This window comes from Bacillus sp. FSL K6-1218 (assembly GCF_038006445.1).
In the GTDB taxonomy this organism is placed as follows: domain Bacteria; phylum Bacillota; class Bacilli; order Bacillales; family Bacillaceae_G; genus Bacillus_A; species Bacillus_A thuringiensis_S.
The window spans coordinates 3,612,097-3,636,925 of record NZ_JBBOVE010000001.1 but is presented as its reverse complement, the minus strand read 5'-3'; the positions used below and the strand labels follow the sequence as shown (position 1 = coordinate 3,636,925).

Here is a 24,829-nt window from a genome sequence, read left to right as displayed (position 1 = left end):
CATCCCTTTCTTTTTACTATAAAAATGGAGGGAACATCATGAAAGAATATAAAAGAATATTGTTACCATTACGACAGGAGAAAATATTAGTTATAGCAGCCATTTGTAGTGGAATTATAGCTGCTATTTTAAACTTGTCGCGTCCAATCTTCATGGGGGTAATTGTAGACAATCTTATTCAAAGGGAGTTAAAAAGTGCCTATTTATATATAGCTTTGTTTGCGGGTAGTCGCTTTTTAATGTGGACGAACAATCTTCTATTTGATTATATAAGTTCAAAAGCGAGTCAACATATATTACAAACGAAACATATAGAATTATTGCGTCACTATTTCTCATTACCGTTTGAAGAGAGTGAGAAGATCAAGCAAGGGGAGTTAGAAACTTGGGTCGTATCTGATATTCCGAACTTGGTCAGATTATATGGCTCTATATTAATAGAGTATATACACGCTATTGCCCAATTTATTGGAGCTTTCATAGCACTACAACATATAGATATACAGTTTATATTGTGGGTAACTCCGTTTTTATTTTTAAGTGCAATTGTTCCAATACTGATGGGAGAAAAGGTAAGGGATATTGCAAGCATTGCTCAAAAAAATCAATCGAGTGTTGTAGAGATGGTGTCACAGTTTGTAAAGGGTATACAAGATCTACGTAGTTTACAAAAAGAAAAATGGGCCATTCGCTTATTTAAAGGAGTAACGGCACAATCTTATAAATCGGAAGTAAAGAAGACGATGATGCAACATAGCATTGGAGTAGTTGGAACAGTGATTGAAACAGGAGCATATATTGTTGTTCTCATTGTAGGCGCGCAAAAAATAATGAGGGGAGAAATAGAAGTTGGTTCACTTGTGGCAGTGTTAGCGACAATTGAGATGCTATTTTTCCCTGTCCGTTATGTGGGTGATTTGTTAATGATGACACAAGTAGCAGTCGCTTCGGCAAATAGAGTTTTTTGTTTTTTAGATAAACGAGCGGCAGATAGTAATGTAGAAAGAGCAATGGGGATGAGGATAGCAAATGTTTCATTTCAGGAGAATGATGGAGAGAAATTTAGAATTCATAATATTGATTTGCACATTCGTCCTGGTGAACTCGTTATTATTGTGGGAGAAAGCGGTGCAGGAAAAACAACGCTTTTAAAGTTAATAACGAGTTTGTATAAACCATCTAATGGTAGCATTGCTTATTATGGGAATGAAGCTCGTATGACTACAGTGTGGCAAGAACCACGTTTTTTCCGAACGACGGTAAATGAGAATATGTATTTCGGGGGAGAGGGTTTAGGAAATCAGTTAGAAAAAAACATGGAACTTGTAAATGTGAAGCGGCTTATTAGAGGATTAGCAGAAGGGATTCAAACTGTACTACATAAAAGCGGTGAAGAGTTTTCGGGAGGAGAAAGAAAACGTCTCGCACTATTACGAGTGATTGTTTCAAACCCAAATCTTATTATTTTAGATGAACCGACTGCAGGGTTAGATCCGGACAATCAAGAATTGATTTGGAATATGATTGAAGGGCTAGGAAGAGATGTAACGAGAGTTGTGACTACGCATGATGTGAAGAGGGCAATGAGAGCAGATCGAGTTGTTGTAATGAAGAATGGAGTTATTATGGAATGTGGCGATCCTAAAGAGTTATTAAATTGTAATTCATTGTTTAAAGAAATGCTAATAAAAAGATAAGAGCTATGTAGTGCTCTTATCTTTATTCAGTATTATTAAGTTGGTCCGTGTAGGACTCAGTATCGTTAGCGCTAAACTCTTTGACTAGAGTAAGTTGATTTGTATGTGGATTATATTTGAAAATCTTAATTGTATGTTCACTACTTAGTGATGGATTATATTCTTGAATAGCGAATGTATTTTCCGCAATTTGTGTCATATTACTGGTGGGAATATTTTCTATGGAATCATGATTTGTAGAAATTTCAACGACTTTTTCACTGTTGAAAAATAAAAGAACGATTACTAAAACAACTAAGGATATTCGTATATAACGAAGTTCTTTACTTATAGGATGTTCTCCCAACATAATCATCCTTTCTATAACTACTGTATAGTAGTGGTAGTAGTCGTCGTGAAGAAAGTAAGAACACCAAGGCCAGCTAATAGGATAAATGAGATTAAAGCGATATAGAGGCAAATACGTCCCACTCGCCTTTTTTCAGGATCTTTACTGAAGAGCGAGATGATCCAAGTGATAATGCCGATTGGGGAAAATATAAAACTAAGAATATATAATAGTATTTTTTCAAATAAATTCATAAAAACATCCTCCTTTTTGACATTTCTATATGTGCCGTTTTCTTCTTATTAAAGCTGCCGTTATGTAGGAAAGTACAGAATAAACAGTACTAGAAACGATCCAAGCATCAAAGCTTTGTAAAGCTAGGTGTATGTCAAATTCAGAGACGATAATGAAAAATATAAAAGGGACAGTAAAAGAAGTAATAATAGCAGCCAATTTAAATTTGTATAGCAAACTGCTCAAACAAATACATAGTAATAGTAAAGTGAACGGGTTGATTAGCAATTGTAAAATACATATCACCTCGCCGGTTTCATATGTATTTCTAATTATATGGTGAAAAGGAAAATATTTCATGTGAATTACGAATATTTTGATTATTTAGACTGTGAATATTTCCAAGCTTGTCCGTATAAGCTAAAATAAGGTATAGAGTATTTTAGTGATTAAGTTATAAGAAGATAAATACGTTAGGGTGATATAACATGTGGCGGAAGCTTACGATTATTGTAGTGTTACTTTGTTTAGCGGGATATGCAGCTTATGAACAGTTTGGTAAAAAAGAGCAGGTGGTACAAGGGGAGCAAGAACAAAGTGAAGCTGCTATGAAAGAGATGATTGCAAGTAATGGTATTGAAATAGGGAAGAGTGCGCCAGACTTCGAATTAACGAAGTTAGATGGAACGAATGTAAAGCTATCAGATTTAAAAGGAAAGAAAGTGATTTTAAACTTTTGGGCAACGTGGTGTGGACCTTGCCAACAAGAAATGCCGGATATGGAGGCTTTCTATAAAGAACATAAAGAAAACGTAGAAATTTTAGCAATCAACTATACGCCTTCAGAAAAAGGTGGGGGGGAAGAAAAGGTAAGCAATTTTGCTAAAGAAAAAGGAATTACTTTTCCTATTTTATTGGACAAGAACATTGATGTGACAACAGCGTATAAAGTAATTACGATTCCAACTTCGTATTTTATAGATACAAAAGGTGTCATTCAAGATAAGTTTATTGGGCCGATGACGCAAAAAGAGATGGAGAAAAGGGTTGCTAAATTAAAATAATGGTGAAAAGGTAGAGGTGGAGAGTTCCCATTTCTGCCTTTTCTTTTTCAAGTAGTAATAACTTCATGATATGATGTAAGAAATATAATCGTTTAGAGATAAAGGAGTGTATGGAGTGGGGAATGTATCCTTACCGTTAGATTATGTTGTAATTGATTTTGAAACAACAGGATTTAACCCTTATAATGATAAAATTATTCAAGTTGCAGCGGTGAAATATCGTAATCATGAACTGGTAGATCAATTTGTTTCATACGTGAATCCAGAGCGGCCAATTCCGGACCGAATAACGAGTTTAACAGGCATTACTAATTATCGTGTTTCAGATGCACCGACGATTGAAGAAGTGTTACCTTTATTTTTAGCATTTTTACATACAAATGTTATTGTGGCCCATAATGCTTCTTTTGATATGCGTTTTTTGAAAAGTAATGTAAATATGCTGGGGCTGCCTGAACCTAAAAATAAAGTAATTGATACTGTATTTTTAGCGAAGAAATACATGAAGCATGCGCCTAATCATAAACTTGAAACGTTAAAACGAATCCTTGGAATTCGTTTAAGTTCTCATAATGCATTTGACGATTGCATTACGTGTGCTGCTGTTTATCAAAAGTGTGCAGCTATTGAAGAAAAAGGGAACCGAAAAGTAAATAAGGCTGTGCTTGATGAAACTGCGGTATACGAAGCGGTGAAAGAAATGCTTGTATGTAATAAACGTAATGTAGAATGGCTACGTTGTATGAACGTAGGAAGTTATTTAGATATAAAAGCTTTTTATCCAGTTATGAGAGTAAAGGTAAAAGGGCGAAAAAAATATGTATTAACAGAGATATTAGAAGATGGTGTGAAAGAAATATGTACAAGCTTAAAATGCGAACCAGCGTTAAAAAGTGAAGTTGGTAATACGAGAATTATGCTTAATAGCTTAGAGGATGTTATGAAATTAGAAAGTTATATTTTAGAACAGTATGATTTTGTATTACAGGCGCTTCATGATTATAAAGAAAATGAAATGAATGCAGATGAAAAGTTGAAAGAGTATTTAAACGTTATGGTATAAAAACTCCGTGTGCAATATATTGTACACGGAGTTTTTTTAGGAGTACTAAAACATAAAATTTTCTTACAAATCTGATTAAAGAGTTTTTCGTTTGCTCATACTATGTAATAAGAAAGCGAAGGAGAGAGGGTGAACAACATGAGAAGAAGTCGCCGTAAATCGTTTGAAGAACTTGTAAATGAAAATAAACAACAATTATTAAGCGATCGTGATGCAATTGATCGCATTGAAGAGCGCATTGAAAAACGTTATGAAATGAAACTTTTTAAGCAAGCTGAATAATTCTTAACACTAGTACGATACTAGTGTTAAGGAGGCGATAGTAATGGGTAATCCGAAAAAAAATTCAAAAGACTTTGCACCAAATCATATTGGAACACAATCGAAAAAAGCTGGTGGAAATAAAGGAAAGCAAATGCAAGATCAAACAGGTAAACAACCGATTGTTGATAACGGTTAAAAAGGAGAATGTTATCATTCTTCTTTTTTGTGAGGAAATGAAAGATGAGTTTTTAGCAGTAATATGAAAAAAAGGGCTGACTTTTGTCAGCCCTTTTTCGTAATCGTAAAATTTTCAACGAGTAAACGCCAATTTTGTGGGAATGGTAAACCGATTTTCCAGTAACTAATACCACCTATACCTTGTTCTTTCATTAAATTGAATTTACTTTGAACAGACCGTGAATCTTCAAACCAAACTTCGTGTTGCACGCCGTTTTCATCAAAATAATTAAAATGAGGAGCTTGGGCTGTGAAATCATAACGAATAGGAACATTATATTTACGAGCTAGTGCAACAGCTGCGACGGAGCTAATTGCTTTTGCGGGTGGATTTCCTTGTTTAAATGGAAGTTTCCAATCAAACCCGTATAAATTTTGCCCCATCATAATTTTTTGTGGAGGCATTTGAGATTTTGCATATTGAAGTACTTCTTTCACCGGACCGATAGGAGAAATCGCCATCGGTGGCCCGCCTTGCCATCCCCAGTCATAGGTCATAATGACGACGAAATCAACAATTTGCCCTTGCGCTTTATAATCGTGAGCTTCGAAAAATTTTCCCTTTTGATTTGAACTTGTTTTCGGTACGAGAGTTGTGCTCAATGTGTACCCGCTAGGTAAGCGTGTTTTTACATTTCGTAAAAAGCGATTATACGCCTCGCGGTCTTCAGGTGCTACACTCTCGAAATCGAAATGAATGTCTCGCATGCCATATTTTTCAGCTGTTTGCAAAATGTTAGTAATAAATTTGTTTTGAATCGTTGCGTCGCGTAAAATAACCGATGTTAGATCGGCACTGAAATTACCATTTTCAATATTTGTAATAACGAGCATAGGGATTGTTTTACCTTGCGTTGCAATATTAGCGATTTTAGCTGTTTCAGTAGGTTCTTTTAATGTGCCATCTCTTTTTGCTTCAAAACTAAAATAAGCTAAGTATGTTAAAAATGGATTGATGGCACGTGTAGCATTAACTAAACTCTCTTTAATCGGTATAGTTGAAGGTTGTAAATAAGCGATGGATTCTACAGCTCGTTTTGTGCCTTTTGGTACATATAATTGTTGTCCGACATGGAGAATAGATTTTAAAGATAAATTATTAACTTTAGCTAAACTAGCGAGGGGGACATTATATGTTTGAGAAATTCGATATAGGCTGTCACCAGGCTGTACATAATAATTATTTCCTTTCGTATTAACGATAAGTGCCTGACCAACAACGAGCGTTTCAGCTGGATTTAGTCCATTGTCTTTTACTATTTCGTCAGGTGTTGATCCATATTTTGATGCCAAGCTATATACGCTATCACCACTACGGACAGTTACAATTTGAATCATATGCTGGCTCCTTTCAGTAAAAGATTCACTGTTTTTATTTTATTTTTGATGTTACTGTATTATGATTAAATGTATGCAAGGTAGCAGAAGTGAAAGAAGGCGAATACATATGTTTGTAGCAGAACATGAAGTTGAAATCCGTTATGCGGAAACAGATCAAATGGGTGTTGTTTACCATTCAAACTACTTAGTGTGGCTTGAGTTGGGTCGCACGAAACTTATACAAGATTTAGGTTTTTCATATGTTGAAATGGAGAAAGAAGGAATTATTTCTCCTGTGTTAGATTTACAAATTTCATATCGTAAAGCGATGCGTTATGGAGAAAAGGCAATCGTAAAAACATGGGTAGATACTGTGAGCCCACTTCGCGTTGTATATGGATATGAAATATATAATGGTGATGGTGATCTTTGTATTACTGCAAGTACGACGAATATTTGTGCGAAAAAAGAAGGGTTCCGCCCTGTATCATTTAAAAAGTTATATCCTGAGTGGTATGCGAAATATGAGGAAATTAAGAAAAAATAAAAAAGCGTGGCAGAAGCCGCGCTTTTTTATTTTTCATAATTAAATTGTGGGAAGTCGTCACCTTCGTCAAGTGTAACAGATAAATTATGTCCATCGAAGAACCATTCATCATCGCCTTCAATAAAGAAATTAATACCTTCTTCTTGAATTTGAACAGCAGGGTGTGCAGGATCATCTTTACGAATACCTAAAGAAAGTCCTTTTTGCACAGTACTGCAACCACCGTATTGTACGAAAAAGCGTAGTGTTTCATTTAATTGTAAGTTTAATTCATTTTTATACCATTGTGCTGCTTCTTTTGTTACGGAAAGATTCATGTATAGTTCCTCCAAGTTATGTTGCTTTTTCTTTAGTATAAAAAATAACGCAAAAAGACGCTATTAATATGCTTCACGTTTTCTTTTTGCGTTATGTGGGTTACGATCTTATTTTTGCTTTTTTGAAAAGTTTGCTTTTGGTTCAGTTTTATTTATAATTCGTCCGATATTTGCACGGTGTTTATAAATAACCATACCTGCTAATAAACACATCGCAATAATGAAGATTTTATCCCCGCTAACAATGGATGCAATAACAGCAACAACTGCTGTTACCATAGAAGAAAGTGATACGTATCTTGTTGTAAATAAAAGGGTGAAAAATACAACAGCCAATATTGCAAAAACAACTGGTGAATAGCATAATAGCACCCCAGCAGAAGTTGCAACTGCTTTACCACCACGGAATTTCGCGAAAATCGGGTAGACATGTCCAAGAACAGCCGCTAACCCGAACCATAGTGGGTGAATATCTAATCCGAAAATCATTGGTAGACTTGTTGCTAATGTCCCTTTTAAAATGTCAGCAATTGTAACGGTAAAACCTGCTTTTTTCCCTAATGTACGGAATGTGTTTGTTCCGCCTAGATTACCGCTCCCATGCTCACGAATATCGATTCCGTAGCCAATTTTTCCAACAACTAGTGCAAATGGAATCGAGCCAAGCAAGTAGGCAACGATAAATAAAAGATATGTAGTAACCATAAGTTCAGTCTCCTTTATTCAAATGTGTTGATAAAGGGTAAAAAGAGTTTTTCCCGTATATTGTACCATACATTTGTAAAGAGCACATTTCTTTTTTGTAAATGAAAAATTCATTATTTCGTGAAAAAAATTTCACAGTAATGTTACATTTCTCACAGAAACAGCAAGACTATATGTAGTAACATTTTAATCAAAAGACAACAACATATTGGTGGAGGGTTATAAATGTTACAAAATAATACACGTGGAGAAGAATTAATGAAAGTGTTCGAGACGATAGTCCACGGCAATGAACAAGATTTAATGCAAGAAAATGCAAATGTAGACGGCCGCTCTCCAATGGGTGTAATGGGAACGTTCGCATCTGAGAGTGCAAAATATTATGCTGTTGAGAATTTATTGTCAGATCAAGTGAAAAAAGCGATAAATGAAAATATATTATATCCACATGATTTAGATTTTTATGCGACAGGAACGACGACTTGTTCGCAAATTCCGTTAGCGCAAATGCTTGCTAACGGTTTTCATACTGGACATGGACATATGAGACAACCACAAGACATTAAAAGTGCATTGGCTCTTTCGTCTATTATTTTTCAAGCGAATCAAAATATGCAGCATGGCGGTCAATCGTTTGCACTCTTTGATATTGATTTAGCGCCTTATGTACGAAAAACAATTGAGAGACATAAAAAACGATTACAATCATATCCACTTACGAAAGAACAAATAGAAGAATTCGCATGGAAAGAAACGGAAAATGATACGTATCAAGCGTGTGAGGCTTTCGTTCATAATTCGAATAGTATGCATAGTAGGGGCGGAGGACAAGTACCGTTTATTTCTATTAATTACGGAACAGATACATCAAAAGAAGGAAGAATGTTAATTAAACAACTATTAAAAGCGACACAAGCTGGACTTGGTAAAGGCGAGACACCGATTTTTCCGATTCAAATTTTCAAGATGAAAAAAGGTGTAAATTTTGAAGAAAGTGATCCGAATTACGATTTATTTGAATTAGCATTAGAGACAACTGCAGAGCGATTATTCCCTAACTTTTCATTTTTAGATGCTCCGTTTAATGCAGTGCATTATGATGGAAGACCAGAAAGTGAAGTATGTTACATGGGATGTCGTACCCGTGTTATGTCTAATATACATGGAGAAGAAACAGCGATTGGTAGAGGGAATTTATCATTTACGTCTATTAATTTAGTGAAATTAGCGTTAATTAGTGGTTCAAAAGAAGCATTTTTTGAAGCGCTAAACTACTATTTAGATTTAGGAATTAAGCAGCTATTAGAAAGATTTGTGTATCAATGTACGAAGCGAGCAAGAGATTTTCAGTTTTTATATTCACAAGGTGTATGGCGTGGTGGAGAAACGTTGCAGCCTGAAGACTCCGTAGCTTCGATTTTAAAACAAGGGACGTTAAGTATTGGTTTTATCGGTCTTGCGGAATGTTTAGTAGCTTTAACAGGAAAGCATCATGGGGAAGATGAAGAATCATGGAAACTTGGGTATGAAATTATTTCCTTTATGAGAGATAGAATGGATAAAGCGACAGAAGAACATCAACTGAATTTCTCGATAATTGCAACTCCAGCAGAAGGATTATCAGGAAAGTTTGTGAAAAAAGATAGAGAAGAATTTGGCGTGATTAGCGGTATAACGAACCATAATTACTATACCAATTCATTCCATATTCCAGTTTATTATAACATTCAAGCGATAAATAAAATCCGTTTAGAAGGCCCGTTCCATGCTCTCTGTAATGGAGGACACATTACGTATATTGAACTAGACGGAGCAGCGATGCATAACAAAAAGGCATTAAAACAAATTGTACAAGCCATGGCAGAACATGGCGTTGGATACGGTTCAATTAATCATCCTGTTGACCGTTGTAAGTGCTGTAGTTATCACGGGGTTATTGGAAATGAATGTCCAAGTTGCGGGAATGAAGATGAGGCTAATATAGAAAGAATTCGCCGTATAACAGGCTATCTTGTAGGAGATATGTCGAAGTGGAATAGTGCGAAACGTAGTGAAGAGATAGATCGGGTGAAACATAAATGAAAGTGCTGAATATTATTCATGATAGTGTAGTAGATGGAGAAGGATTGCGGACAGTCGTGTTTTTTGCGGGCTGTCCGCATCGTTGTGTCGGTTGCCACAATCCAAAATCGTGGAATATTTGCAACGGAACGGAAATGACAGTAGAAGAAATTGTGAAAGAGATTGCAAGTAATCCATTAACTGATGTAACATTTTCAGGTGGAGATCCATTTTTTCAAGCTGCTGAAGTGAAAAAGGTAGCAAAAATCGTGAAAGATTTGAAAAAAAACCTATGGATGTATACAGGTTATACGTTAGAAGAGATACAGAGTTCTCAAAATAATGATATGATAGAGTTGTTACATTATGGGGATGTTTTAGTCGATGGAAGGTTTGAAATTGAGAAAAAAGATTTAACACTTCCATTTCGCGGAAGCTCCAATCAACGTATTATTCGATTGAAAGAGTAAAAAGGCGGGATAGATTATATGAATAAAACAGTATTGCTTGTTGAAGATGAAAGAAGATTACGTGAAATTGTTAGTGATTATTTTCGTAATGAAGGCTTTGAAGTAATCGAAGCAGAAGATGGAAAAAAAGCGTTAGAGTTATTTGCAGAGCATGAAATTGATTTAATTATGTTAGATATTATGTTACCGGAAATAGATGGATGGTCTGTTTGTAGACGAATTAGAAAAGAATCAGCAGTACCAATTATTATGTTGACAGCGCGTTCGGATGAGGATGATACATTGCTAGGTTTCGAATTAGGTGCAGACGAGTATGTAACGAAACCATTTAGCCCGAAAGTGTTAGTAGCTCGTGCAAAGACGTTATTGAAACGTGCGGATGGCGCGGTAGGAGTAGCGGAAGAAAATGCTATGTCTTTAGCTGGAATAGAAGTGAATCGTCTATCTAGAACTGTTTTAGTAGATGGAGAAGAAATTATATTGACACATAAAGAATTTGAACTTCTCGTTTATTTAATGGAGAACAAAGGAATCGTATTATCACGTCAACATTTATTAGACCAGTTATGGGGATATGACTATTACGGTGATGACCGAACGGTTGATACCCATATTAAAAAACTTCGAAATAAGTTAGGAGATAAAGCGAAGCATATCAGTACTGTTATTCGAGTTGGTTATAAATTTGAAGAATAATCTAGAACGATTTGTGTAATTTAGCCTAGGAAAATGGCGATTTTATACTCTCTTTTGAAGGTAGAATGTACAAAAAATACTTTTCTTGTCTACAATGTTAGATAGGAGTATTTTTTTAATTGGATTTCACGATGAGTTCACAAGAAGGACACAAAACGTGACTATACTGAAAATACGAATTCACCAGAGAGGGGAAATAAAACATGGGATATTACGACGGACCAAATTTAAATGAAGAGCATAGTGAAACGAGAGAAGTGAGAAAATCAGGTAGTAAAAAAGGCTATTTCTTCACAGGTTTAGTGGGAGCTGTAGTCGGAGCGGTTTCGATTAGTTTTGCAGCACCATATATGCCATGGGCTCAAAATAATGGAGCACCAGTATCATCATTTAGTTCGGATTCAAAAGTAGAAGGTACTGTAGTTCCTGTTGTAAATAAAGCGAAAAATGAAACTGATTTACCTGGTATGATTGAAGGAGCGAAAGATGTTGTTGTAGGTGTTATTAATATGCAACAAAGCGTTGATCCATTTGCAATGCAACCGACAGGTCAAGAACAACAAGCTGGTTCAGGATCAGGTGTTATTTATAAAAAAGCAGGAAATAAAGCATATATTGTAACAAACAACCACGTAGTAGATGGAGCGAATAAACTTGCTGTAAAACTAAGTGATGGTAAAAAGGTAGATGCAAAGTTAGTAGGGAAAGATCCTTGGTTAGACTTAGCTGTTGTTGAAATTGATGGGGCTAATGTGAATAAAGTTGCAACTTTAGGTGACTCAAGTAAACTTCGTGCGGGTGAAAAAGCGATTGCAATCGGTAACCCACTTGGATTTGACGGAAGTGTAACGGAAGGTATAATCAGTAGTAAAGAACGTGAAATCCCAGTTGATATTGATGGGGATAAACGCCCAGATTGGCAAGCACAAGTTATTCAAACAGATGCAGCGATTAACCCTGGTAACAGTGGTGGTGCATTATTTAACCAAAACGGTGAAATAATTGGGATTAATTCAAGTAAAATTGCACAACAAGAAGTTGAAGGAATTGGATTTGCTATTCCAATTAATATTGCAAAGCCCGTTATTGAATCTCTTGAAAAAGATGGAGTAGTAAAACGTCCAGCTCTTGGAGTAGGTGTTGTTTCGTTAGAAGATGTGCAAGCTTATGCAGTCAATCAATTGAAAGTACCGAAAGAAGTAACTAATGGTGTTGTATTAGGTAAAATTTACCCAATATCACCAGCTGAAAAAGCTGGTTTAGAGCAATATGATATTGTAGTAGCATTAGATGATCAAAAAGTAGAAAATTCACTTCAATTCCGTAAATATTTATATGAAAAGAAAAAAGTAGGCGAGAAAGTAGAAGTTACATTCTACCGTAACGGTCAAAAAATGACGAAAACAGCTACTTTAGCAGATAATTCAGCTACAAAGAATCAATAATCGAAATAAAAGAAAGTCTCTTTCATATTGAAAGAGACTTTCTTTATCGGCTATACTAAAGGAATAGGAGGGATTAATTATGACAATTGAAAACCCAACTCGTACGGAAATTGGTGAAGTGTTAAAGAAAAGCAAAACAATTGCGGTTGTTGGATTATCAGATAAGCCAGAACGTACATCGTATATGGTTTCAAAAGCAATGCAAGATGCTGGATACCGCATTATTCCAGTTAATCCAACAGTAAATGAGGTGCTTGGAGAAAAGGCAGTTTCTTCACTAAAGGATATTAAGGAACACGTTGACATTGTAAATGTATTTCGTCGCTCAGAGTTTTTAATGGATGTTGCAAAAGAATTTGTCGAGATTGATGCAGATGTTTTTTGGGCACAATTAGGAGTACAAGATGAAGATACATATAAACTTTTAAAAGAAAAAGACTATACTGTAATAATGGATCGTTGTATTAAAGTAGAACATGCGATGACAAAATAGTATAGACTTAAAGTTAGAAAGATTGATTCAGCCCTCATTATAGATAAGTAGGGCCGATGAACGAGGTGTTCATCATGAGATTTTTTAAAGGCTGTTTTTGGGGATTGTTATTTGTAATCCCATTTTGGATTTTGATCATTTGGATCATAATAAAGGTTTGGAATGTGTAATCTTGGAATACATATCCATTTCTCGTTGACAAACGATTATTTTTCTGAAATAGTAGCCTAGAGGAATCCTTGTGAGAAAACAAGGATTTTTCTATTGAAAATGGTGTATAAAAGAGATAAGATAACTTGCCAAAACTATAGTCGAGGCGTTATTCTATAATAGAAACATATGTTCTGATTTTGGATTAGGAAAGGGGCAAGGAGTTTGGCGAAGCATCAGTTCCAATATAATGAAGATGCGATTCAAGTGTTAGAAGGACTTGAAGCCGTTCGAAAACGCCCGGGTATGTATATCGGGAGTACGGATAGCCGTGGATTGCATCATTTAGTATATGAAATAGTAGATAACTCCGTTGACGAGGCGTTAGCGGGATTTGGCGACGAAATTTCTGTCGTAATACATAAAGATAATAGTATTAGCGTTATAGATAAAGGGCGAGGAATGCCTACGGGAATGCATAAACTTGGGAAACCTACACCTGAAGTTATTTTAACTGTACTTCATGCAGGTGGTAAGTTTGGCCAAGGTGGCTATAAAACGAGTGGTGGTTTACACGGCGTTGGGGCATCAGTTGTAAACGCCTTGTCAGAATGGTTAGTAGTAACAATTAAACGTGATGGTAACATTTATGAACAACGCTTTGAAAATGGTGGCATTCCTGCAACAACGTTAGAGAAAATCGGGAAAACAAAAGAGTCTGGTACAACAATGCATTTCAAACCAGATACAACGATTTTTAGTACGACAAATTACAATTATGAAACATTATGTGAGAGATTACGTGAATCTGCATTCTTATTAAAAGGAATGAAAATCTCGATAAAAGACGAACGTAATGATTTAGAAGATATATTTCATTATGAAACAGGAATTGAAGCTTTCGTTTCATATTTAAACGAAGAAAAAGATTCAATTCACCCGGTTGTATATTTCACTGGTGAACAAAACGGGATTGAAGCAGAACTAGCATTCCAGTTTAATGATGGTTACTCAGAAAATATTCTTTCGTTTGTAAATAACGTACGTACAAAAGATGGTGGAACACACGAAGCTGGATTTAAAACAGCAATGACGCGTGTGTTCAATGAGTATGCTCGTAAAGTTTCATTATTAAAAGAAAAAGATAAAAATTTAGAAGGTACAGATATTCGTGAAGGTGTAGCGGCTATCGTTTCTGTACGTGTACCAGAAGAAGTACTTCAGTTTGAAGGACAAACGAAAGGGAAACTTGGTACAAGTGAAGCTCGTTCTTCTATTGATGCCATTGTATCAGAGCATCTAGCTTACTTTTTAGAGGAAAACCCGGATGTAGCTACACTTCTTGTGAGAAAGGCAGTTAAAGCAGCGCAAGCACGTGAGGCTGCTCGTAAAGCGAGAGAAGAAGCACGTAGTGGTAAGAAGAAGAAAAAATCAGAAGGTACGTTAAGTGGGAAGTTAACACCTGCACAATCACGTAATCCTCAGAAAAACGAATTGTATTTAGTAGAGGGTGACTCTGCCGGTGGTTCAGCGAAACAAGGACGAGACCGTCGTTTCCAGGCCGTATTACCGTTACGTGGTAAAGTAATTAATACAGAGAAAGCAAAGCTTGCTGATATCTTTAAAAATGAAGAGATTAATACAATCATTTATGCGATTGGCGGCGGTGTAGGAAATGAATTTGATGTTGAAGATATTAACTACGATAAAGTTATAATTATGACCGATGCCGATACGGATGGAGCTCATATTCAAGTATTGTTATTAACGTTCTTCTACAGATATATGAAGCCACTTATCGAAGCTGGTAAAGTGTTTATCGCACTTCCTCCTTTATACAAAGTAAGTAAAGGAAAAGGTAAGAGTGAGGTAATTGAATACGCTTGGTCAGATGAGGAATTAGACGGTGTAACGAAAAAAGTTGGAAAAGGCTATATGTTACAACGTTATAAAGGGCTTGGTGAAATGAATGCGGATCAATTATGGGAAACAACAATGAATCCTGAAACGCGTACATTAATTCGCGTGAAAATTGATGATGCAGCAAGAGCAGAGCGTCGTGTTACAACGTTAATGGGCGATAAAGTAGAACCGCGCCGTAAATGGATTGAACGTAATGTACAGTTTGGTATGCAAGAAGAAGGAAATATTTTAGAAAATGAAATGATTATGGAGACGGAGGTGGAATAACATGCAAGCAGAGAAGTTTCATGACCTCCCGCTTGAAGACGTGTTAGGTGACCGCTTTGCACGTTATAGTAAATATATTATTCAAGATCGTGCACTTCCAGATGCACGTGATGGCTTAAAGCCAGTACAAAGACGTATTTTATATTCTATGTATGTAGAAGGTAATGTACATGATAAAGCGTTTCGTAAATCAGCTAAAACAGTAGGTAACGTTATTGGTAATTATCATCCACATGGAGATTCCTCTGTATATGAGGCAATGGTACGCTTAAGCCAAACTTGGAAAGTACGTAATGTTTTAGTTGAAATGCATGGTAATAACGGTAGTGTTGATGGGGACCCAGCGGCAGCGATGCGTTATACGGAAGCTCGTTTATCACCAATCGCATCTGAATTATTACGTGATCTTGATAAAGAAACAGTTGAATTTGTGTCAAACTTTGATGATACGAGTGAAGAACCGGTTGTATTACCAGCAGCGTTCCCGAATTTATTAGTGAACGGATCTACAGGGATTTCCGCTGGTTATGCAACAGAAATTCCTCCGCATCATCTTGGAGAAGTTATTGACGCTACAATGATGCGTATTGATAAGCCAAATAGTACTGTTGATGATTTATTAACAGTTATGAAAGGACCAGATTTCCCAACAGGCGGTATTATTCAGGGGATTGATGGTATTAAAAAGGCGTATGAAACAGGTAAAGGTAAAATTATTATTCGTGGAAAAGCGGAAGTTGAAACAGTGCGTGGTGGGAAACAACAAATTGTAATCACTGAAATTCCTTACGAAGTGAATAAGGCAAACCTTGTAAAGAAAATGGATGAATTACGTCTAGATAAAAAGTTAGATGGCATTGCTGAAGTGCGTGATGAGACAGATCGTACTGGTTTGCGAATTGTTGTTGAATTAAAGAAAGAAGCAAACGCCGAAGGTATTTTAAATTATTTATATAAAAATACAGATTTGCAAATTCCATATAACTTTAATATGGTAGCAATCAATAATCGCCGTCCAACACTTATGACATTACCGAAAATTTTGGATGCTTATATTGGACATCAAAAAGAGGTTATTACGAGACGTTCGCAATATGAATTAAGAAAAGCAGAAAATCGTCAACATATTGTAGAAGGTTTAAAGAAAGCATTATCGATTTTAGACCAAGTAATCGAGACAATTCGAGCTTCAAAAGATAAGCGTAATGCGAAAGATAATTTAAGTGCAAAATTTGGCTTTACAGAAGCACAGGCGGAAGCAATTGTTTCCTTGCAATTATATCGCTTAACGAATACAGACATTACGGCGTTACAAGAAGAAGCAGATGAGCTTAATAAGAAAATTCTAGAGCTACAGTCAATTTTACAAAGTGAAAAAAGATTACTTCAAGTCATTAAAACTGATTTGAAGAGAGTTAAGAAAACATATAGTGATGATCGTCGCGCTATTATTGAAGAACAAATTGAAGAAATTAAAATAGACGTAGAAGTGATGATTCCACAAGAAGATGTCATCGTTACTGTAACGAAAGAAGGATATGTGAAACGTACTGGATGGCGCTCACATAATGCATCAAATGGCAAAGACTTCGGTATGAAAGAGGGTGACATCTTACTTGAACGATTCGATACGAATACGACTGAAACAGTTCTTTTATTCACAAGTAAAGGAAACTATATATATCTTCCAGTATACGAAATGCCAGATATTCGTTGGAAAGATTTAGGTCAGCACGTTGCAAATATCGTTTCACTCGATCGAGATGAAACAATCATTTGGGCAACGGTTGTACCGAACTTTGAGGAAGAAAAACGATTTATCGTATTTGTAACACGAAATGGTATGATAAAGAAAACAGAATTAAATCAATATAAAGTTCAGCGTTATTCAAGGGCATTCGTTGCTGTAAACTTGAAAAAAGATGATGAAGTTGTCGATATATTTGCGACAGATGGAACGAGTGATATCGTTCTTGCTACACACGGTGCATATGCACTTATTTTCCATGAAGATGAAGTAAGTCCAGTCGGTGTAAGAGCTGCTGGTGTGAAAGCAATTAATTTAAAAGAAGATGACTATGTCGCTTCTGGTAAACCGTTAAATGGTGACAAAGATCAACTTATTCTCGTAACACAGCGCGGTGCTGTAAAACGTCTAAAAGCATCAGAAATTGAAAAATCAACGAGGGCGAAACGAGGTCTTGTTATTTTCAAAGAATTAAAACGTAATCCGTACCGCATTGTCGGTATTGAAATTGTTCGGGACGATGAACTAGTTTACATGAAGACAGAGAAAAACATTGTAGAAGAGATTGATCCGAAAGCGTATCGAAATAAAGATCGGTATAGTAATGGTAGCCTAGTGCTAGATGTTAATGATACTGGTGAAGTAGTAGAAACGTGGACGAAAAAACGACCGGAGTAAAAAAGCATCTTGCTATTATTCATAGCAAGATGCTTTTTTCTAGGCAATTTATTATGTAAATAATAATAATCTTGTTATAATAACTGAATGAAATCGTTCTCATAAAGTGAAACTTTAATCAATGGGGAGTTTCTTCATCCCCACTGATTATTAGTTGAACCAATCGGGCTTTAACAAGCAGTTGATTCCTCACCTAATTCCTTAGCTTTCGCTAAATTTTGAGTTAGGAATCTTACTGCCCGTTAAAGCGGGACAAATGGAGGGGCAACATGAAAAAAATAGGTGTAGGGATTGTAGGATTTGGTTTTTCTAGTACGACATTTCATATCCCACTATTACAAACGATAGAAGAATATGATATTCGTGCTGTATTATCCTCAAAAGAAGAGGTAGTAAAAGAAACATTACCAAACGCTAATGTTGTTAGTACAATTGATGAATTGGTGAAGCGAGCTGATGTTGATTTAGTTGTTATTACATCACCTAATACAACTCATTTTCCATATGTAAAAGAAGCAATTTTAAACGGTAAGCATGCTGTTGTAGAAAAACCATTTGTTGTTTCAATTGAAGAAGGGGAAGAGCTTATTTCATTAGCAGAGCAGCATAATGTAACGTTAAGCGTATATCATAATCGTCGTTTTGATAATGATTTCTTAACAATTAAGAAATTGTTAGGAGAAAACAGAGTAGGGAATGTATACGCATATGAATCGAATTTTGATCGTTTCCGTCCACATGTACGTGATCGATGGAGAGAAAAAAATCTACCAGGCTCCGGTATATTATACGATTTAGGATCGCATTTAATTGACCAAGCGTTATCAATATTCGGGAAACCAGATGAGATAAGTGCAGATGTAATAAAACAACGACCAGGTGCAGAGGTGGATGATTATTTCCACATAGTACTTCATTACGGAGCTAAACGTGTCATTTTACGTAGTAGCAGTTATGTGAAGAAAGCTGGACCGCATTTTATAGTGCATGGAGAGAAAGGTTCTATCGTGAAGTACGGTATGGATTCGCAGGAAGAGCAATTAAAAAATGGAATGAAGCCAGGTGATAACGGTTATGGAGTAGACGATGAAGAGAATTTTGCTACTTTAGAAACAGAAGGAAGCTTAGATCGTATTCCAACAGAAATCGGTTGTTATGACAATTATTATAAAGGGGTACGAGATAGTATATTAAATGGTGAGAAACTACCTGTAACAGCACAAGAAGGTTTAGATGTTATTAAACTGATTCAATTAGCGATTGAAAGTAGTGAAAAGGGTAGAGTCATTTCTATAAAATAAAAAGACACGAAATTCGTGTCTTTTTTATTAGGAATATGTGAATATGATTAATTATTTAGTCTAGTCGTTTATCATACATTAATTGGATTTGTATGCCATAAGGATCTTCAATAATACCATATGCTTCACTAAATATATTTTTTTCTAGCGGAGAGATTATTTTCACATGCTTATCGGAAATTAAATTATTATAAAACCTTTGTATTTCTTCTAAATTAGCGCTTTGAATGCAAAGTGACATGTTATTTCCAACGTTATAACGTTCATTAGACTTCATTGTATCTTCTGCTATCATTAGCTTTGTATTCCCAATTTGTAAAACAGAGTGAGCAATATGATCTTTATTTTCACTTGTAATTTTAAAAGAACTATCTCTTTTCGCCAGTTCTTCATACGTAACAATCATTAACTTTTTGGCTTCTAAATGACGTGTATAAAAGTTAATCACCTCCTTTGCTTGCCCATTCATTGAAAGAAAAATAGCTATTTCTAATGTCATAAATATATAACTCCTTTATTAGTTGATAATTATAATATAGATTAAAAAGGTTTCAATACATGACACCTTTTTTGGAGGGAAATATGAAAAAAACTGAACGAATAAATGATATGCTTATTTTCTTAAATAATAAAAGATATTTTAATTTAAAAGATTTAATGGCTAGATATGATATTTCTAAAAGTACCGCGTTGCGAGATATTCAATCATTGGAAGAAATAGGTGTACCCATATATTCTGAACTAGGTAGAAATGGAAGTTATAAAATTATAGAAAATAGTGTGTTATCGCCAATTTATTTTAGTGTGGATGAAATGTATGCGTTATACTTTTCAATTCTTACGCTAAATGGATACAAGACAAAACCATTTAATGTAGAAAGTATTGCGCTTGAAAATAAATTTAAACATGTATTACCTGATAATGTGAGTAAAAATATTTCAATCATGGAACGAACGCTTTCCTTTGAAGTAACAAATCATAGTAATTTTAGTCCGTTCTTAAAAGAAATTTTACAGGGAATTTTTGCTGAGCGAGTTTATCATTTAACATATTTAAAAAAAGGTGAGGAGCAAGCATTGGTTGCCCAATTTATTCGAGTAGAATCTAAATTTGGCCAGTGGTATGCTAAAATCTTTAATTTTGAGACAAATAATGTTCAAATAATTAGATGTGATAAAATTCTTTCTATTGTGGAAACGAGCAATATTAATCCAAAAAATCTTGAAGAATTATTAAGTTATCTTACTACTTTTCACAGAAAGCCTGATGCAATTGATTTTAGCGTCATTGTTAATCAAAAAGGAAAGGACATTTTTGATAAAGAGAATTATCCTTCCATGAGGATGCAAAAGGAAAATGAAAATTACATTATAACAGGCTATTTTAACAAGCAAGAATTTGATTTTATTTCAAATTATTTTCTGAATTTCGGTGAAACGATTATCTCAATTCAGCCTGTTATGCTAAAAGAGTTAATCTATAATAAGGTGTTATCTATAAAGCAGCATTTAACTTCTTTAAGATAAAGTTAGTTTTAGTCATTTTTTGATATGAAAAAGCCCTTGCGATTTAAATATCCAAAGGGCTTTTTGGTGATTCTATTTGTTCTTTAGAAAAATTATTTTTCTGGGACGGAGAGTCCATAAAAGAACATCGTAACGATATCTTGTATATGTTTTTCACGATCTCCTTCAAGAAGTTGTGCCCCAAAATCATCACCTAATTTAGTAAACATTTGAATGTAAAGTAACATCATTTCTTTAGTAAGGTGTGGATTAATTTCGTTTTTGCGCTGAGCTTGTTCTAATATTTCTAAATACCAGGGCAGGATTTTTTCATTTTGATAACTATAAATAAACTTACGGAGTTCTTCGTCCCTTTGCATCATTTGTAATAACATATCAGGTTGAAATAACCCGCCAGTATTCATTTTTCTTACAATCATTTTTTGCATCATATCATGAAAAGGTAATTTTTCTTCTGCAAGCTCTTTATAATATTGAAATTCAGATATGATAAATTCTTGTATAAGCTCCCTAAATAAAGCATCTTTACTTCCGAAATGATTATAAATTGTAACTTGAGAAACGTTTGCTTCTTTTGCGATATGTTCTATTTTCACTTCATTAAATCCACGTTCTGAAAATAATACGAATGCTGCTTCTTTAATGGCACGCTTTTTCTTTTCTTTTACTCTTTCAAAGCCGTTCAATGCAATCACCTCACTTAAAATATACAAGAAAAAATAATGGAAAACAATAATTTTGAAATATGGACTAATAAATATTTCAAAAAGTTGTTGCGAATATGAAAGATGAGGAGTACAATAATTTTGAAATATCACATATTAAATATTTCAAAAAATGAGGTGGAATTATGATTTCAGTTCAAGATGTCACAAAACAGTTTTCGAATGGAAAAGGTTTGTTTCATATTACATTTGATGTAAAAAAGGGAGAAGTATTTGGTTATTTAGGACCGAATGGTGCCGGGAAATCAACGACGATTCGTAATTTAATGGGATTTATAAAACCGACAGCTGGTAAAGCGACAATTTTTGGATTAGATTGTTGGAATGAAGCAGCGAAAATTCAAAGGGAAGTTGGTTATTTACCGGGTGAAATTTCTTTTATTGAAGGAATGAACGGATTAGAGTTTTTAAAATTAATGCAAGGAATGCGTGGGTTAAAGGATACGAAAAGACGAGATGAACTGATAGAGCGCCTGCAATTTGATGTGAAAACACCGATTCGCAAAATGTCTAAAGGAATGAAGCAAAAAGTAGGGATAGTCGCTGCATTTATGCACGATCCAGAGGTGTTAATTTTAGATGAACCAACATCTGGACTTGATCCACTTATGCAACAAGTATTTATAGATTTAATATTAGAGGAAAAGCAAAGAGGAAAAACAATCCTAATGTCATCACATATTTTTACTGAAATTGAGAGAACTTGTGACAGAGTAGCTATTATTAAAGATGGTCGACTCGTAACGGTTGAAAATATTCACGATTTACAAGGAATGAGAAGACAGGTGATAGATGTAACAGTATCATCACAAGAAGAGATTGAGTCCCTTACAAAGTGTAATTTGCAATTTGAAGCGGTAAAAGGCAGAGAGGCATCTATCATTGTACAAGGAAATTATCAAACTGTTTTACAAACACTTTCAAACTATAATGTAACGGCACTTCAAACGAGAGCGATGGATTTAGAACATTTATTTATGCATTATTACGATAAGAAAGAAGGGGTAACGCATGAATAAGCAATTGTTTTTAGCTAGTTTGAAAGAAACACAAAAAAGTATTTTGAGTTATGCGTCTGGCGCGGCTTTATATTTGTGGTTATTAATTTGGATATTCCCGTCAATGGTATCAGCGAAAGGGCTAAATGAATTAATAGCTGCCATGCCTGATAGTGTGAAAAAAATCGTTGGTATGGAAAGTCCAATTCAAAACGTAATGGATTTTCTAGCGGGCGAATACTATAGTCTATTGTTTATTATCATTTTAACAATTTTTTGCGTAACAGTTGCGACACATTTAATTGCTCGTCATGTAGATAAAGGAGCAATGGCATACTTGCTAGCAACACCTGTATCTAGAGTGCAAATTGCTATTACACAAGCTACTGTTCTCATATTGGGACTTCTGATTATTGTATCTATTACGTATGTAGCTGGGTTAGTAGGTGCAGAATGGTTTTTACAAGATAATAACTTAAATAAAGAATTATTTTTGAAGATAAATGTAGTCGGAGGGCTCATATTTTTAGTCGTTAGTGCGTATTCATTTTTCTTTTCTTGTATATGTAATGACGAAAGAAAAGCACTAAGTTATTCAGCGAGTTTAACTATCTTATTTTTCGTATTGGATATGGTAGGGAAGTTAAGTGATAAGTTAGAATGGATGAAAAACCTATCATTATTCACGCTGTTTCGTCCGAAAGAAATTGCTGAAGGAGCGTATAATATATGGCCGGTAAGTATAGGGTTAATTGCCGGAGCACTTTGTATTTTCATAGTAGCAATTGTAGTGTTTAAGAAGAGGGATTTACCGTTATAAAGTAGAAAGTCCACTAGAAAGTGGGCTTTTTTTATTTGTAAATTAAAACTAGTATGTTTATCGCATAACACTTATAAAGGATATTTATCTTTTTAATTACAAAAATATTCAAAAAAATGAACCTTTTTCTAGGTTCATACGTCTAATACATGTAAAGTTAAATTGGAAGTGATGAAGTGAGGATGAAACAGGAGGAGCAATTGTGAAAGTAATCCCTTTATATAAAATGATTATAAAAGAAGAAACGGATGTTTCTTTGGCGAAAAAAGGTGATCATGAAGCCTTTATAGCGCTTATACATACAGAAAAAGTGAAGATGTATCGAATAGCAAAGGCGATGTTACGTGATGAGACAAATATAGAGGATGCGATACAGACAACAATTTTAAAGGCCTATGAAAATATAAAAAAATTAAAAAAAGAAGAATTTTTTCAAACTTGGTTAATTCGAATACTAATAAATGAGTGTAACAATATTATTAGAGCGTATAAAAATGTAATTGTGACAGAAGAGAATGATTACAATATGAGTGTGTGTGATCAGTATGAAGATATAGATTTGTATAATGCGATTCAATCGTTACATGAAGAATTAAGAGCTGTTACGGTGCTTTATTACTATGAAGATATGAATCAAGATAGCATTGCGAAACTGTTAGAAATACCGAAAGGAACAGTGAAATCAAGATTATCACGTGCGAGGGAACAACTACAAAAACGATTAAAGATGGAATAGGAGGTGTAAAGGATGGATAGTGAAAAATTATTTGATGAGAAATTAAAAAAGAGAATAAAAAATGAAAATGTTATAGTACCTCCAGAGTTAAATGAAAAGATTAATGGCACACTACATAATCTTCAGGTAAAAAAGAAGAGTTACAAAATTCATATGATGATAATTAGTGCAGCGGTTTGTATACTTTCAGTGGTATCTATGTCTGAGTTTTCTATACAAAGTTTTGCGCAAAACGGTGGAGTATTTGAATATGTAAAGAAAAAAGCGTTTTCTGATTATGAAAATGAAGAAGAAATAAAATCAAATGTACATTATCCAGATAAAGAAAAGATTCATCAAAAGATGCTAGATTCTATTGATTATTTTAAAAATAGTTCAGGACAATTTGAGGAATATTCTAGCTCATCAAGAATTGCTACAACATATAAGTATGCGATTGATACGGAAAAACAAAGAGGTATCTCTTCGAAAGAAGATAAACTAGCGAAAAAACGAACAATTATATATAACGAGGGCAAGAAAAAAGAGTTTGATGATGAGAAGTATACCTATAAAGAGACAAAATGGAACCCGAAAGAAAGAAACAATGAACTATTAAAATTAAATCCTACGGAAAGGTTATTGAGAAAATCAGGTGAAAAAAAGCGATATGATGATGAATATGTAGGACTAGCTAAATATAGTATTCAATCAGAATTCGCAGATTTGTTAATTCGATATAAAGATTGGAATTATAAAGAAACGAAATATCTTGGATTAGATTGTTACAAAATTGAAGGAGTCATCAATATAGAGATGCCTGTTAGCACCTCTGAAGATTTAAGAGGGAAATTCGAAATGGTTGTGGAGAAAAATACAGGGATTATATTGAAATTTCTTAGTTTTCAAGAAGGCTTGATTCAATATTCACTTACGACTGAATGGATACAAATAGATAAGGGATTGAAAGAAAGTATGTTTCAAAAGGATAGCGCTAAATATGAAAGAATGAAAAACATATTGGATGAATAGAAACA

At 34.6% G+C, this 24,829-nt stretch carries 26 protein-coding genes; 19 read left to right on the top strand and 7 right to left on the bottom strand.

The window, feature by feature from the left end; all coding sequences use genetic code 11:
- Nucleotides 1–38 precede the first annotated feature (38 nt).
- Complete coding sequence (locus tag MHI26_RS18355; RefSeq protein WP_061665780.1) at nucleotides 39–1,697, top strand: ABC transporter ATP-binding protein; 1,659 nt, start codon at nucleotides 39–41, stop codon at nucleotides 1,695–1,697.
- Between the two features lie 22 nt (nucleotides 1,698–1,719).
- Here the strand turns inward: MHI26_RS18355 and MHI26_RS18350 are convergent, their stop codons facing one another.
- The gene (locus MHI26_RS18350; RefSeq protein ID WP_098472321.1) at nucleotides 1,720–2,052 is read right to left on the bottom strand and encodes a YmzC family protein; all 333 of its coding nucleotides are present in this window, start codon (nucleotides 2,050–2,052) and stop codon (nucleotides 1,720–1,722) included.
- Between the two features lie 11 nt (nucleotides 2,053–2,063).
- Complete coding sequence (locus tag MHI26_RS18345) at nucleotides 2,064–2,279, bottom strand: hypothetical protein (protein ID WP_001047913.1); 216 nt, start codon at nucleotides 2,277–2,279, stop codon at nucleotides 2,064–2,066.
- Nucleotides 2,280–2,747: 468 nt separating this feature from the next.
- On the opposite strand from MHI26_RS18345, the gene MHI26_RS18340 reads away from it, so the two are divergent.
- The 4 genes from MHI26_RS18340 (at nucleotide 2,748) to sspN (ending at nucleotide 4,846) form a co-directional block, all read left to right on the top strand.
- A complete protein-coding gene (locus MHI26_RS18340; protein ID WP_000269065.1) occupies nucleotides 2,748–3,323 on the top strand; it encodes a TlpA family protein disulfide reductase in 576 nt (191 codons plus the stop codon).
- Between the two features lie 115 nt (nucleotides 3,324–3,438).
- Entirely contained in the window at nucleotides 3,439–4,386 is a 948-nt protein-coding gene (locus tag MHI26_RS18335) for a 3'-5' exonuclease (RefSeq protein ID WP_000528752.1), read from the top strand.
- Between the two features lie 138 nt (nucleotides 4,387–4,524).
- A complete protein-coding gene (locus MHI26_RS18330; RefSeq protein ID WP_001254699.1) occupies nucleotides 4,525–4,668 on the top strand; it encodes an FbpB family small basic protein in 144 nt (47 codons plus the stop codon).
- Between the two features lie 43 nt (nucleotides 4,669–4,711).
- Nucleotides 4,712–4,846: an acid-soluble spore protein SspN gene (sspN, locus tag MHI26_RS18325; RefSeq protein ID WP_000527987.1), complete on the top strand. Its 135-nt coding sequence runs from the start codon at nucleotides 4,712–4,714 to the stop codon at nucleotides 4,844–4,846.
- Nucleotides 4,847–4,932: 86 nt separating this feature from the next.
- Here the strand turns inward: sspN and MHI26_RS18320 are convergent, their stop codons facing one another.
- The gene (locus MHI26_RS18320) at nucleotides 4,933–6,225 is read right to left on the bottom strand and encodes a glycosyl hydrolase family 18 protein (protein WP_000614855.1); all 1,293 of its coding nucleotides are present in this window, start codon (nucleotides 6,223–6,225) and stop codon (nucleotides 4,933–4,935) included.
- A 109-nt stretch (nucleotides 6,226–6,334) separates the two neighbouring features.
- Between MHI26_RS18320 and MHI26_RS18315 the strand changes: the two genes are divergently transcribed.
- Nucleotides 6,335–6,754, top strand: a complete 420-nt coding sequence (locus MHI26_RS18315; RefSeq protein ID WP_000495808.1) for an acyl-CoA thioesterase — start codon at nucleotides 6,335–6,337, stop codon at nucleotides 6,752–6,754.
- A gap of 26 nt (nucleotides 6,755–6,780) precedes the next feature.
- Here the strand turns inward: MHI26_RS18315 and MHI26_RS18310 are convergent, their stop codons facing one another.
- Complete coding sequence (locus MHI26_RS18310; protein WP_001054441.1) at nucleotides 6,781–7,071, bottom strand: HesB/YadR/YfhF family protein; 291 nt, start codon at nucleotides 7,069–7,071, stop codon at nucleotides 6,781–6,783.
- A 108-nt stretch (nucleotides 7,072–7,179) separates the two neighbouring features.
- On the bottom strand, nucleotides 7,180–7,776 hold the full coding sequence (plsY, locus tag MHI26_RS18305; protein WP_000258974.1) for a glycerol-3-phosphate 1-O-acyltransferase PlsY: 597 nt from the start codon (nucleotides 7,774–7,776) through the stop codon (nucleotides 7,180–7,182).
- A gap of 225 nt (nucleotides 7,777–8,001) precedes the next feature.
- On the opposite strand from plsY, the gene MHI26_RS18300 reads away from it, so the two are divergent.
- The 8 genes from MHI26_RS18300 to MHI26_RS18265 all read left to right on the top strand — a co-directional run bounded on the left by MHI26_RS18300 (nucleotide 8,002) and on the right by MHI26_RS18265 (nucleotide 19,007).
- Nucleotides 8,002–9,858: an anaerobic ribonucleoside triphosphate reductase gene (locus MHI26_RS18300; protein ID WP_061665778.1), complete on the top strand. Its 1,857-nt coding sequence runs from the start codon at nucleotides 8,002–8,004 to the stop codon at nucleotides 9,856–9,858.
- On the top strand, nucleotides 9,855–10,307 hold the full coding sequence (nrdG, locus tag MHI26_RS18295) for an anaerobic ribonucleoside-triphosphate reductase activating protein (RefSeq protein WP_000866404.1): 453 nt from the start codon (nucleotides 9,855–9,857) through the stop codon (nucleotides 10,305–10,307). Before MHI26_RS18300 ends, nrdG begins: the two co-directional genes overlap by 4 nt.
- Nucleotides 10,308–10,325: 18 nt before the next feature.
- Nucleotides 10,326–11,003 (top strand): response regulator transcription factor, encoded by a 678-nt coding sequence (locus tag MHI26_RS18290; RefSeq protein ID WP_001044680.1) that lies wholly within the window; start codon nucleotides 10,326–10,328, stop codon nucleotides 11,001–11,003.
- Between the two features lie 203 nt (nucleotides 11,004–11,206).
- Nucleotides 11,207–12,448 carry a S1C family serine protease gene (locus tag MHI26_RS18285; RefSeq protein WP_000542642.1) on the top strand — a complete coding sequence of 414 codons (1,242 nt, stop codon included), beginning with the start codon at nucleotides 11,207–11,209 and terminating at the stop codon, nucleotides 12,446–12,448.
- A 79-nt stretch (nucleotides 12,449–12,527) separates the two neighbouring features.
- The gene (locus MHI26_RS18280; RefSeq protein ID WP_000151394.1) at nucleotides 12,528–12,941 is read left to right on the top strand and encodes a CoA-binding protein; all 414 of its coding nucleotides are present in this window, start codon (nucleotides 12,528–12,530) and stop codon (nucleotides 12,939–12,941) included.
- A gap of 375 nt (nucleotides 12,942–13,316) precedes the next feature.
- Nucleotides 13,317–15,281, top strand: coding sequence for a DNA topoisomerase IV subunit B (gene parE / locus MHI26_RS18275; RefSeq protein WP_061665777.1), 1,965 nt, complete (start codon nucleotides 13,317–13,319; stop codon nucleotides 15,279–15,281).
- 1 nt (nucleotide 15,282) lies between these two features.
- Complete coding sequence (gene parC / locus MHI26_RS18270) at nucleotides 15,283–17,706, top strand: DNA topoisomerase IV subunit A (RefSeq protein ID WP_001147467.1); 2,424 nt, start codon at nucleotides 15,283–15,285, stop codon at nucleotides 17,704–17,706.
- 269 nt (nucleotides 17,707–17,975) lie between these two features.
- Complete coding sequence (locus MHI26_RS18265; protein WP_061665776.1) at nucleotides 17,976–19,007, top strand: oxidoreductase; 1,032 nt, start codon at nucleotides 17,976–17,978, stop codon at nucleotides 19,005–19,007.
- 55 nt (nucleotides 19,008–19,062) lie between these two features.
- On the opposite strand, the gene MHI26_RS18260 is transcribed toward MHI26_RS18265, so the two are convergent.
- A complete protein-coding gene (locus MHI26_RS18260; RefSeq protein WP_061665775.1) occupies nucleotides 19,063–19,506 on the bottom strand; it encodes a VOC family protein in 444 nt (147 codons plus the stop codon).
- A gap of 59 nt (nucleotides 19,507–19,565) precedes the next feature.
- Here MHI26_RS18260 and MHI26_RS18255 point away from each other — a divergent pair, with 59 nt between their 5' ends.
- The gene (locus tag MHI26_RS18255; protein WP_003307614.1) at nucleotides 19,566–20,534 is read left to right on the top strand and encodes a helix-turn-helix transcriptional regulator; all 969 of its coding nucleotides are present in this window, start codon (nucleotides 19,566–19,568) and stop codon (nucleotides 20,532–20,534) included.
- 92 nt (nucleotides 20,535–20,626) lie between these two features.
- Here the strand turns inward: MHI26_RS18255 and MHI26_RS18250 are convergent, their stop codons facing one another.
- Complete coding sequence (locus tag MHI26_RS18250) at nucleotides 20,627–21,229, bottom strand: TetR/AcrR family transcriptional regulator (protein WP_003291871.1); 603 nt, start codon at nucleotides 21,227–21,229, stop codon at nucleotides 20,627–20,629.
- Nucleotides 21,230–21,384: 155 nt separating this feature from the next.
- Between MHI26_RS18250 and MHI26_RS18245 the strand changes: the two genes are divergently transcribed.
- The 4 genes from MHI26_RS18245 to MHI26_RS18230 all read left to right on the top strand — a co-directional run bounded on the left by MHI26_RS18245 (nucleotide 21,385) and on the right by MHI26_RS18230 (nucleotide 24,824).
- Nucleotides 21,385–22,278, top strand: a complete 894-nt coding sequence (locus MHI26_RS18245; RefSeq protein WP_061665774.1) for an ABC transporter ATP-binding protein — start codon at nucleotides 21,385–21,387, stop codon at nucleotides 22,276–22,278.
- Nucleotides 22,271–23,077, top strand: coding sequence for an ABC transporter permease subunit (locus MHI26_RS18240; RefSeq protein WP_061665773.1), 807 nt, complete (start codon nucleotides 22,271–22,273; stop codon nucleotides 23,075–23,077). Before MHI26_RS18245 ends, MHI26_RS18240 begins: the two co-directional genes overlap by 8 nt.
- Before the next feature lie 202 nt (nucleotides 23,078–23,279).
- Nucleotides 23,280–23,813 carry an RNA polymerase sigma factor gene (locus MHI26_RS18235; protein WP_061665772.1) on the top strand — a complete coding sequence of 178 codons (534 nt, stop codon included), beginning with the start codon at nucleotides 23,280–23,282 and terminating at the stop codon, nucleotides 23,811–23,813.
- A gap of 12 nt (nucleotides 23,814–23,825) precedes the next feature.
- Nucleotides 23,826–24,824: a hypothetical protein gene (locus MHI26_RS18230; protein WP_061665771.1), complete on the top strand. Its 999-nt coding sequence runs from the start codon at nucleotides 23,826–23,828 to the stop codon at nucleotides 24,822–24,824.
- Nucleotides 24,825–24,829 lie beyond the last annotated feature (5 nt).

What these genes read in the sequence shown, in the direction of transcription:
- MHI26_RS18240 (WP_061665773.1), top strand. Translation starts at nt 22,271, where the DNA reads ATGAATAAGCAATTGTTTTTAGCTAGTTTGAAAGAAACACAAAAAAGT.
- parC (WP_001147467.1), top strand. Translation starts at nt 15,283, where the DNA reads ATGCAAGCAGAGAAGTTTCATGACCTCCCGCTTGAAGACGTGTTAGGT.
- plsY (WP_000258974.1), bottom strand. Translation starts at nt 7,776, where the DNA reads ATGGTTACTACATATCTTTTATTTATCGTTGCCTACTTGCTTGGCTCG.
- nrdG (WP_000866404.1), top strand. Translation starts at nt 9,855, where the DNA reads ATGAAAGTGCTGAATATTATTCATGATAGTGTAGTAGATGGAGAAGGA.
- MHI26_RS18300 (WP_061665778.1), top strand. Translation starts at nt 8,002, where the DNA reads ATGTTACAAAATAATACACGTGGAGAAGAATTAATGAAAGTGTTCGAG.
- MHI26_RS18245 (WP_061665774.1), top strand. Translation starts at nt 21,385, where the DNA reads ATGATTTCAGTTCAAGATGTCACAAAACAGTTTTCGAATGGAAAAGGT.
- MHI26_RS18320 (WP_000614855.1), bottom strand. Translation starts at nt 6,225, where the DNA reads ATGATTCAAATTGTAACTGTCCGTAGTGGTGATAGCGTATATAGCTTG.
- MHI26_RS18340 (WP_000269065.1), top strand. Translation starts at nt 2,748, where the DNA reads ATGTGGCGGAAGCTTACGATTATTGTAGTGTTACTTTGTTTAGCGGGA.
- MHI26_RS18355 (WP_061665780.1), top strand. Translation starts at nt 39, where the DNA reads ATGAAAGAATATAAAAGAATATTGTTACCATTACGACAGGAGAAAATA.
- MHI26_RS18230 (WP_061665771.1), top strand. Translation starts at nt 23,826, where the DNA reads ATGGATAGTGAAAAATTATTTGATGAGAAATTAAAAAAGAGAATAAAA.
- MHI26_RS18350 (WP_098472321.1), bottom strand. Translation starts at nt 2,052, where the DNA reads ATGATTATGTTGGGAGAACATCCTATAAGTAAAGAACTTCGTTATATA.
- MHI26_RS18260 (WP_061665775.1), bottom strand. Translation starts at nt 19,506, where the DNA reads ATGACATTAGAAATAGCTATTTTTCTTTCAATGAATGGGCAAGCAAAG.
- MHI26_RS18330 (WP_001254699.1), top strand. Translation starts at nt 4,525, where the DNA reads ATGAGAAGAAGTCGCCGTAAATCGTTTGAAGAACTTGTAAATGAAAAT.
- MHI26_RS18255 (WP_003307614.1), top strand. Translation starts at nt 19,566, where the DNA reads ATGACACCTTTTTTGGAGGGAAATATGAAAAAAACTGAACGAATAAAT.
- MHI26_RS18290 (WP_001044680.1), top strand. Translation starts at nt 10,326, where the DNA reads ATGAATAAAACAGTATTGCTTGTTGAAGATGAAAGAAGATTACGTGAA.
- MHI26_RS18315 (WP_000495808.1), top strand. Translation starts at nt 6,335, where the DNA reads ATGTTTGTAGCAGAACATGAAGTTGAAATCCGTTATGCGGAAACAGAT.
- MHI26_RS18310 (WP_001054441.1), bottom strand. Translation starts at nt 7,071, where the DNA reads ATGAATCTTTCCGTAACAAAAGAAGCAGCACAATGGTATAAAAATGAA.
- MHI26_RS18280 (WP_000151394.1), top strand. Translation starts at nt 12,528, where the DNA reads ATGACAATTGAAAACCCAACTCGTACGGAAATTGGTGAAGTGTTAAAG.
- MHI26_RS18345 (WP_001047913.1), bottom strand. Translation starts at nt 2,279, where the DNA reads ATGAATTTATTTGAAAAAATACTATTATATATTCTTAGTTTTATATTT.
- MHI26_RS18285 (WP_000542642.1), top strand. Translation starts at nt 11,207, where the DNA reads ATGGGATATTACGACGGACCAAATTTAAATGAAGAGCATAGTGAAACG.
- MHI26_RS18265 (WP_061665776.1), top strand. Translation starts at nt 17,976, where the DNA reads ATGAAAAAAATAGGTGTAGGGATTGTAGGATTTGGTTTTTCTAGTACG.
- sspN (WP_000527987.1), top strand. Translation starts at nt 4,712, where the DNA reads ATGGGTAATCCGAAAAAAAATTCAAAAGACTTTGCACCAAATCATATT.